Below are 8,886 nucleotides of genomic sequence, written 5' to 3'. Positions count from 1 at the left end.
TTTTGCCTTGTTGATGGCCTTCGCTTGGCGTTTATTACCAGAAATTGCGGTGGGAACCCATCAGAAAATCTTTCTTGACTTGGGATTAGCCGCTATCGGACTATTAGGGGTAATTGTCGCGGTTTTTGTGGGTACAGGGCTAATTAATAAGGAAATTGACAAGAGAACTATTTTAGTTTTGATTCCTAAACCCCTGAGTCGGGCCGAATTTATCCTCGGTAAACACTTGGGTTTGTCCGGGGTTTTAGCGGTGATGTTGGGGGTAATGTTGGTGATTTACCTGCTGATGTTGTCGGGGATGAAAGTATCTTTTCAAGCTTTACCCCTGATTGTCTCGGTTTTCTATCTCGGTTTGGAATTAATTCTCATCGCAGCCGTGGCGATCGCTTTTGGGGTATTTACCAGTTCGATTTTAGCCACGTTAATGACTTTTGGGGTCTATCTAATGGGTCACATCAGCAAAGATCTGATCCAATTGGGTATAATCAGCAAAAATGCCAATATCCTCGCTATCACTAAAAATATTTATCTAATTCTCCCAGATTTAGAGAGATTAAATTTTAGAAACGAGGCCGTTTATGGTTTGCTGCCTAGTGCTGATGTCTTAATCGCTAATGCCCTCTACAGTCTCGTTTATACTGGTCTATTATTGGGTATCTCCATCCTCATCTTTTCACGACGACAATTTTAAATAGCGTTGCTGAATCAAGGGATGAATGGCAACTGTGCAGGTTCCCGTGCCAAAGTTAGTTTGGGTCTAGGTTTTAAAAATCCCAGCAAAGAGGATTCAGATCACAAATGAGCAACGCCTAAAATTGTACTGGCAGAAAAACCGCTCATCGCTGGTAGGAATGGTCAATATCGATTAGTTTATAGACATGATTAGCCATGAAATTAAAGGCACAACTGCATATTTTAAGTCGAGACGCCGTCAATTACGGACTGGCCCCCGTAGTCATGGAAGAAGCGGTTAATCCCGTCCTTGCGGCCATGGCCAGACAGTTAAAACATTTACAATACTATGTGGTGCAGAATAGCCAGGGTGATTGGTTACTAACCACCTTAGCCCATCGGCGGCAGCCGCAACAGGAGAAAAGGGTAATCTATGCCTTTGCTACGGAAAAAATGGCCATATCTGCTCAAAATACCCCCAATTCACCCCTATCAACGCTCCTGATTCCCGTAACCCATCTTTTATTCCAATTATTTGCCCTAGAAAAAGTAGATAGTATTATTTTTCTAGAAAATGCACACACCGCTCAAACGGGAAAAGAAATCACCCGGACCCAATTAAGGGCCAATATTGAAAAACAACTGCAAAAACTAGCGGTAATCCCTCCCCATCTTGCTTAACCTAGTGTAACCAGAGAGATTTTTGAGAAAGGAGGGTGTCGCTAGTGTGGGCCACACTTCACCCCATCAGATATAGTAGAAGTACAGTATATAGATTTTCAACCGTAAAACGACGGGGTTTTAACCCAAATTTTCGATAAAACGGCCCTCGATTGTCAAGCTGTATCCCTAACAATGAAGCAGTTAAACTAGGAGCCGTCGGAGGCGAAAGTCTCACCCACGTTTCTCAAGGGGAGGAGATGGAGGTAACTCTATGCTCAAACCCTAATGGATAGATTGTAATCTATCAGTATCCGCCGCTACTAATAACTTAAATCTTAGCCAGAATGCCAGATTTACACTTGCTTAATTCTCATCCACAGGCCCTAGAAACTGCCTTCATCCCCACTGCCGACCGGTCTTTTTCCTCCCCTCTATCCCTCGACCTGGAGAGAATTAATCAACGTTTTGACTTCGCTAACGCCGCAGAAATCGTCGCTTGGGCGGAAGCCACCTTTGGGGAAGGTTTGGTGATGAGTACCAGTTTCGGCATTCAAGCGGCGGTAATGTTGCACCTCGTCACCGCAATTATCCCCGATATTCCCGTCATTTGGATCGATACTGGCTATCTTCCCCCGGAAACCTATCAATTTGCCGAAGACTTAAGCCAACGCCTCCATTTAAACCTGAAAGTTTATCAATCTCCCCTCAGTCCCGCCCGCATGGAAGCAATCCACGGTAAACTGTGGTCAAATAACGATCTGGACTCCCTCAATCTCTACGACAAAATCCGCAAGGTGGAGCCGATGCAACGGGCCCTGAAGGAATTAAAGGCCACCGCTTGGTTAGCAGGTTTACGTCGCGACCAAACCGACCACCGCAAAACTCTCCAATGGGTCAATCCACAGGGCGAACGTTACAAAATATTACCGATACTTGACTGGAATGCCAAAACCATCTATGACTATCTGACTAAATACGATCTTCCCTACCATCCCTATTTTGATCTAGGTTATGTCTCCGTGGGCGATTGGCACTCCAGTCGGCCTTTAACCGCCAATGATAGCAACGAACGAGACACCCGTTTCAAGGGTTTAAAACAAGAATGCGGTCTTCATTTACCCTTAACCCCCGGAGAAGCACAAAGTCTCGACGCAAGCTCCCTATAACTGCCGGGGTGGAAAATTTGCCGGTGCGATCGGTTCCTAGACGTTGGACAATGGTTAATGATTATTAATCCCCCATTAACCATGGCTATTTTAGAAAATTTTCTCGAAGTCGGCTCTCTCCAGTGGTTTTATCGACAGGTTAACCCCGCTCAACAACCGGATACAACCCCCGTGATCCTACTCCATGGTTTACCCGCCCATGGCTATATTTGGCGGGAATTATTAACCAGTTTAGAAGAATATAACATTAATGCCATTGCCCCCGATTGGATCGGTTCCGGTTTATCCGCTAAACCCGATGCCAGAGATTTCGCCTACACACCTAGCGCTTTTTGTCAAGCCTTGGCCGATTTTATTCAAGCTCTCCAATTGCCGAAAATCTCCCTCATTGTCCAGGGTTTTTTAGCCTCCGTCGGTTTACAATACGCCCTAGAAAATCCTGATAAAATTGAGCGCTTGATCGTTTTAAATACTCCCCTCTCCAGGGATGTTAAATTACCCTGGATAATGAAACAATGGGGGCTACCTTTCCTCGGAGATATGGCGACTCAAGACCCCTTATTAGTCGATCGTACTTTAGAAACCGGTAGCGGTTTTGTGATTAGTGATGCAGATCTGGCTATTTTCCGTCAACCTTATCTAAAAACTTCGGCAGTGGGTCGCGCTTTACTGGCCACGATTCGCAATTTAAACCTATCGAAAACTATGGCAGAAATTGAGACAGGTTTAGAGAACTTTGAAAAACCTATCCTTTTTGTCTGGGGAATGGGCGATCCTTGGTTATCTTCTGTCACTGTCGAAAAATTAGCTACTAAATCAGGAGTGGAATTAATCCCCCTCGCAGAAGCGAAACACTATCCCCAAGAACATTGGTCAAAAGAAATTAGTCCCCAGATTATTAATTTTCTCGGACGCAAAACCTAAAGAGCTATTTAAGGTGATGCAGAAATTGTCTCAATTACCCTTCTCTGATTATAGTAGAAGCGGAGGCTTCGCTTTTTCAAAATTTCTGCGTTTAGGGCTAGTAATTTATCGATATAACAAAAAATTATTGAAGTTTAAATAGTGATAAAAATTTTTGTTCGTTCAAAACGATAGGTAAGGAGGAGATATAGGAATAATTCTCTACAAAGACAATTTTTGGAGATTTATTTATGCAATTTAGAGAATTTGACTGGGATCAGTCTAAAAGATATTCTAATATAGAGAAGCATGGGATAGATTTTGCGGCTGTTCCTCCTATTTTCGATGGTCACTGTCTAATCAGAGAAGATAATCGCCAAGATTACCAAGAAATAAGGATGTGTTTGCTGGGACAATTAAACGGGATAATCTGTTATGTTGTCTATACTATAAGAGGGGAAACTTGCCGATTGATTAGTGCTAGGAGAGCAAACGAACGTGAGCGAAGAAAGTATCAAGAGAGTATCCCCCAAGATGGGGATTGTTAACACAAAAGAGGAAAGGCAAGATTTAACCGATTGGGAGCGAGTTAAATCGATGAGCGATGCAGAAATCGAGGCTAATGCTTTGTCAGATCCCGATGCGCTTCCTTTTGATGATGATTGGGAAAATGCGGCGATTATTTCTGCTTATAATAAATTAACATCTCAATAATTGCTAAAACTGATAATTGTCTCAGGGTTACTTGTTATGAAAGTTTAATAGACTGTTGTTCAAGAAAATAGTGATAAATTTTTTTGTTAGCTCAAAACAATAAGCAGGTAATCATTTGATAGTAATCATTCCACATTACCCTCAAATCGAATTACTTAATATTGATTATTTGAACCATATTTTCAAGTCTATGTATATAGGCCTGATGATATCTCCATGCTTCTAAAATACTTTGTAATAATTCATCTTTTGAAAAACAACCAGAATCAGCTACATCTTCAATTTGTCTGATTAGATCATCTTCTAACTCCAATTCTAGCATACTCACTTGTTTAGTTGTGTCTGCCATACTTTTATCTATCTAAAAGTTGATGGAACTATCATACCATAGGAACTCAGCACTGTGGTATCTATTGAACCCCACATTACACCCACATTACACCCATTGCTATGCCTTGCATATATGTATATATAATACCACCTACTAAATACCCTATTATACCCCCTATTGTACCTAAGCATGAATAAAACCTAAGATTATTTTGGTTAAAATTTGCGAAAAATAGCCTTTTAATAACAAATAAGTGAATAAGTTGATGGTATTTGACCTATTGCACCCATTGAGTACCGTCAGGACTCGTTTATGTTGATTTGACATAGTTGACATATCTGGTGTAATTGCTTGACATATCCAGTGTAATAGTTGGTTGACATATCTGGTGTAATTAGGGTAAGATAGGATACTGTAGTTAGGATGCTAAGTTTCTAAAGGCAGACTATTATGGACATCTATGAGAAAGGACGATGACAACCCTTAAATCAAACTGTAGGGTCAATTCATGAATTGACCCTACTATAGCCCTCAATGGTAAAAATAGCTCTTCTCGACCTTACAGATACTTGAATATCCGTAAGAATGCCTATGTCCACGGTGCTGCCGGTAAACGCGATCAGTAGCTGGTCTGAGAGGATGAGCAGCCACAGCTGGTCTGAGAGGATGAGCAGCCACCCAAGAATGCTTATGTCCACGGTCCTGCTGGCAACGATACCCTCAACGGTAGCAAGGACGGCAATGATACATTCAATGGTAAAAATGGCTCTTCTCGACCTTAGTGATCAGTTATCAGTGAATCGATACAATCCATTCACTAAATTAACAAAAAAAAATGGCTACCAGACAATTTCGAGTAAATCTTAGTCAAAAGGACTCTGAATATCTTAAAGAAATAGCTAAAGAGCTAGACTTAACAGAGTCTGAAGTCATTCGTAAAGGATTAAAACTCATGGCTTTATATGCTAAAACTGAGACGGAGGAAGATACTCAATTAATACTGCAAAAAGGTAATGAACAGAGACCACTACTAATTGTTTAGTTATGACCAGTGATTCAAAAAATGAGACAGAGGAAGTTAACAACCCAAAAGATTCCAGCGCTTCTTTGGTTCTTCCAACTGAAAGGAACTCTGTGCGTCATAATCTAAAGAAGAATCCGGAGCCTTATCATTTAGACAATGAAGTATCTGAATTTGGTAAACCAGCTACAGCTATATCACCCTCAGACCAAAGACATAATTTTAATACTAAAGTAGCTGGTTCCTTAGCAACGTGGCTTTGGTTGGGATTGTTAACCACTGCTGGTTTACAAATTCTTTCTATTTGTCTCATTTCTTTTGCTTCTCTTGGAATTTTTAATTTAAATATAAATTTGAAAGCTATCGAAGAACAAGAAGTACAAAGTAGAGTGGATAAAGCGGCAACCCTAATTAATGATTCTTCTAAGACAATTTATACTTTTTTAGGGCCAATAGCTACAGCAGTCACCGCCTTTTATTTTAGTGGTTTGGGTAGTTCGTCGAAAACTAACGATGAAAACTCTGAAAATGAAAAAAATGAATAGAACTTTCAAAAAAACACGAAAAAATCTCTCCCATTGGTAATTTTAGTACAAGGGCCAGAAATCTCAACCCCAGAAACCTCTCCTCCCCACTCTCCTATACTTTTGAAGTGGAAGAAAGTTTTAGCTTAATTAATCTGGCTACAGGCCTGTTTTTGTCGTTTCTAAATACCCCTGATAACTTGACCGGAACTGTTCGATCGATAGGTTCTTTGTCCAATATTCTACCAGAGCATGACCCCAGGCCCAAGCTTCCTTGTCGGCAGTGCTAGAATTTTCTAATAGTATTGGCCAAAGTGCCAATAAATCAAAACTTTTATTCTCTGGATTCAAGAGAGAAGAAAGCTCGTAGGCCATCTGTAATTTACCGATCGCTACTGGTAATTGTTCCACAGGAATTTGTTCAGCTAAAAGATAGGCTAAAGTCGGTCTTCCCGTGGCTAAAGTGGAGATAAAACCTAGAATAGGACTTTTTAATAGGGCCGTTAAACCTTGCCCCGTGGCCATCTGTAAAGTATAGCGATCGATTATTTTCGCCGCTGCCAGGGTTCGAGTTTCCAAATCCGCTAAAAAACGGGCTAAACGCAACTGTTTGGCGGGCGAAATTGCCCCCAGTAAAGCGATTGATAACTCCTCATCCCCCCAAGCTTCTCTATCTGGCTGTTGACTGACCATCGGCAAAATGCGATCGCAGAGATCCTCGAATAATTCCGCCCGATACTGCAAGCATTCGCGGATATTGACTTCTTTGGGACTTTCTCCCGTCAGCCAATTATAGGGGGGTTGCCACTCTCGCAGCGGACGCAGGCGATCGACTTGAGAAACACAGACTATAACTGGTAAATTGTCAATAGTTTGTTGCAAATCTTTAAGAAAAGCCTCATCCATGGCCAGGGCGGGATCGAGGGCGGGAGTTACCAGAATCAATAAATCGGCGTTTTCGGCATAATTGAGAACCTTTTGCCGATAATCAGCCCTATTTGCCTGTTCATAGCCCGGGGTATCCCAGAGGATTAACTCGTCCCCTTCTGAGGTTTGCCAATGGTAGGATTGGATCGCGTCGGTACTAGGCAATAGATCCACTTGGGCTAAATCGGCCCGAAAGAGAGTATTAATTAAACTGCTTTTGCCGGCCCCGGTGCGTCCAACCAGCAGAATGTTAACCGGTTGGCGATCGATTTCCGTGATCGGTTCAGCTTGGGCGAGAATTTCCTTGAGAGTAGTGGTGGCGATTTTGGTCTTGGTGGGGAGAGTTGGGGCGAGATTACTGCCACTGTAGAGTAACACCGCTTGGCGAGAGAGATTTCTTAGGGCATTTTCCCGCAAAACTTGCCCTAAATTGACTAATAATTGCTGATCCGCTTGATCGCTGTATTTTTGACTGGCAACTTTAGCCACAGCCGCAGCGGGATTGATTACCCATTGCGCCCAATTCCAGACTTGCCAAAGTTTCTGGGCCGAGGGTTGCAATTTTTGATAAACTTCGTAGGCCTGATAGGCTTGGCCGATGGTGATTTGATTCAGGGCCGGGGAAAGATTCCGCATCCAGCGATCGCTATCATCCACGGTTCCCCGAATTAAACCGTAGGCCTGGGGAATGTAAATATTTAATAAGGGGTACTTGACATCGGGGTAATATATATGGGCGATGGCACTGACCAAATCCTGACAGCGTTGCCAAAAAGTCGCCCAATCTTCCCAAACCGGGCGATCATTGCGGGCTTCGACGATAATCCTCTCGATAATTTCCTCGACATTGCCCCCGGAATCACCGTCGGGAGAGGTTAATTCTGCCTTAATTTCGCCAATGGTGGCTTCAATTTCCCCGACTACTGGGCGCGTCCATTTGACCAACAGGAAGCGCCAAGCGACAAAAATCAGGGTAAAAACTGCCCAAATCCAATTTAAACCCCATTGATGGATCTGAAAGCCGGCGGCCACGATCAGAAAGATGACCACGGCGGCGATCGGAACTGCTAAAATCAATCCTTGCCAAGTTTTTAACCGTAACATTGCTCGATCTGGTTTTTTTCCATTCTACCGATCTCTGATTCTCGGTTAGGGGGCAGTCCTGATGCCAAAGTTGGCACCGCCAAGCCTGAAAATATTCTGATTGACGAATTGGCGTTATTTCAGCTTCTATTTTCCAGTCAGTCCCGATGAAAAAATTTTCACCCCCACAGATGAAAGAGGTTTCCTTCCCTACACCCCACACCCCACACCCTACACCCTCTTTCAAGTCAGAAATTAGACAGTGGCATCAATTTGGGCGAGGATTGCTGTGGACAACTGACAAAGTTGTTGATGACAAGGACCATTACTAGCCATGATCCCCCCCCATTGCCGCACATCGCCGCGATTATAGCGCACGGGTTGACCGTCAAAATAGGAAAATTTGCCGCCTGCTTCCGTTAAAATCAACTCTGGAGCGGCAAAATCCCAGTCTTTAGCCGCCGATTTCCCCGATAGGGAGATATAAACATCGGATTTTTGTTCGAGGATAGTGGCAATTTTACAGCCCACACTACCCACATAATTTTTACCGAAGAAGGGTATTTGACTTAATAAATTATCAAAACGTTGGTCGCGATGGGTACGACTAACCACCAGATAGAGATCGGTAATTTTATCTTTATTGGCAACTTTTACCTGTGTAATATTTCCGTCGCTAGTTTCTAGAAAAGTGCCTTTTCCTTTTTGGGCAAAATAGAGTTTTCCTTGATCCGGCAGGGCAACCACGGCGATGATCGGTCTTCCTTGATAACATAAGGCGATATGTAGGGCATATTCTCCCGTTTTGTCGATAAAATCGCGGGTTCCGTCCAAAGGATCGATAATCCATACCCAATCTTTCGGGATAGCTTCATTACCCTG

Annotated in this window: 12 protein-coding genes; 9 read left to right on the top strand and 3 right to left on the bottom strand. The window is 42.8% G+C overall.

Annotation, left to right across the window (positions count from 1 at the left end; translation table 11 throughout):
• The 6 genes from PX481_RS09925 to PX481_RS09900 form a co-directional block, all read left to right on the top strand.
• Positions 1-691 (top strand): ABC transporter permease (locus PX481_RS09925; RefSeq protein ID WP_288094510.1); only part of this gene is annotated, 691 nt, incomplete at its 5' end.
• 197 nt (positions 692-888) lie between these two features.
• Positions 889-1,353, top strand: coding sequence for a hypothetical protein (locus PX481_RS09920; RefSeq protein WP_002762591.1), 465 nt, complete (start codon positions 889-891; stop codon positions 1,351-1,353).
• A gap of 326 nt (positions 1,354-1,679) precedes the next feature.
• Complete coding sequence (cysH, locus tag PX481_RS09915; RefSeq protein ID WP_002762596.1) at positions 1,680-2,501, top strand: phosphoadenosine phosphosulfate reductase; 822 nt, start codon at positions 1,680-1,682, stop codon at positions 2,499-2,501.
• Between the two features lie 57 nt (positions 2,502-2,558).
• Positions 2,559-3,425 (top strand): alpha/beta fold hydrolase, encoded by an 867-nt coding sequence (locus PX481_RS09910; protein WP_002762599.1) that lies wholly within the window; start codon positions 2,559-2,561, stop codon positions 3,423-3,425.
• Between the two features lie 230 nt (positions 3,426-3,655).
• The gene (locus PX481_RS09905; protein ID WP_043995702.1) at positions 3,656-3,952 is read left to right on the top strand and encodes a BrnT family toxin; all 297 of its coding nucleotides are present in this window, start codon (positions 3,656-3,658) and stop codon (positions 3,950-3,952) included.
• Positions 3,939-4,118 carry a hypothetical protein gene (locus PX481_RS09900; RefSeq protein WP_024970469.1) on the top strand — a complete coding sequence of 60 codons (180 nt, stop codon included), beginning with the start codon at positions 3,939-3,941 and terminating at the stop codon, positions 4,116-4,118. The genes PX481_RS09905 and PX481_RS09900 overlap by 14 nt, the downstream gene beginning before the upstream one ends.
• 151 nt (positions 4,119-4,269) lie before the next feature.
• Here the strand turns inward: PX481_RS09900 and PX481_RS09895 are convergent, their stop codons facing one another.
• Entirely contained in the window at positions 4,270-4,467 is a 198-nt protein-coding gene (locus tag PX481_RS09895) for a hypothetical protein (protein ID WP_002762603.1), read from the bottom strand.
• A gap of 817 nt (positions 4,468-5,284) precedes the next feature.
• Here PX481_RS09895 and PX481_RS09890 point away from each other — a divergent pair.
• Positions 5,285-5,491: a hypothetical protein gene (locus PX481_RS09890; RefSeq protein ID WP_002762605.1), complete on the top strand. Its 207-nt coding sequence runs from the start codon at positions 5,285-5,287 to the stop codon at positions 5,489-5,491.
• Between the two features lie 2 nt (positions 5,492-5,493).
• On the top strand, positions 5,494-6,015 hold the full coding sequence (locus PX481_RS09885; RefSeq protein ID WP_288028132.1) for a hypothetical protein: 522 nt from the start codon (positions 5,494-5,496) through the stop codon (positions 6,013-6,015).
• Between the two features lie 138 nt (positions 6,016-6,153).
• Here the strand turns inward: PX481_RS09885 and PX481_RS09880 are convergent, their stop codons facing one another.
• Positions 6,154-8,025, bottom strand: coding sequence for a GTPase family protein (locus tag PX481_RS09880; protein WP_288055649.1), 1,872 nt, complete (start codon positions 8,023-8,025; stop codon positions 6,154-6,156).
• Between the two features lie 100 nt (positions 8,026-8,125).
• On the opposite strand from PX481_RS09880, the gene PX481_RS09875 reads away from it, so the two are divergent.
• Positions 8,126-8,263: a hypothetical protein gene (locus PX481_RS09875; RefSeq protein ID WP_002733871.1), complete on the top strand. Its 138-nt coding sequence runs from the start codon at positions 8,126-8,128 to the stop codon at positions 8,261-8,263.
• Here PX481_RS09875 and PX481_RS09870 read toward each other — a convergent pair.
• On the bottom strand, positions 8,260-8,886 hold a 627-nt coding region (locus tag PX481_RS09870), incomplete at its 5' end, for a 3'(2'),5'-bisphosphate nucleotidase CysQ family protein (RefSeq protein ID WP_288094509.1). The two genes, PX481_RS09875 and PX481_RS09870, sit on opposite strands and share 4 nt — an antisense overlap.

Source organism: Microcystis sp. M53603_WE2 (assembly GCF_030065435.1).
This window is presented reverse-complemented; position numbering and strand designations above follow the sequence as displayed.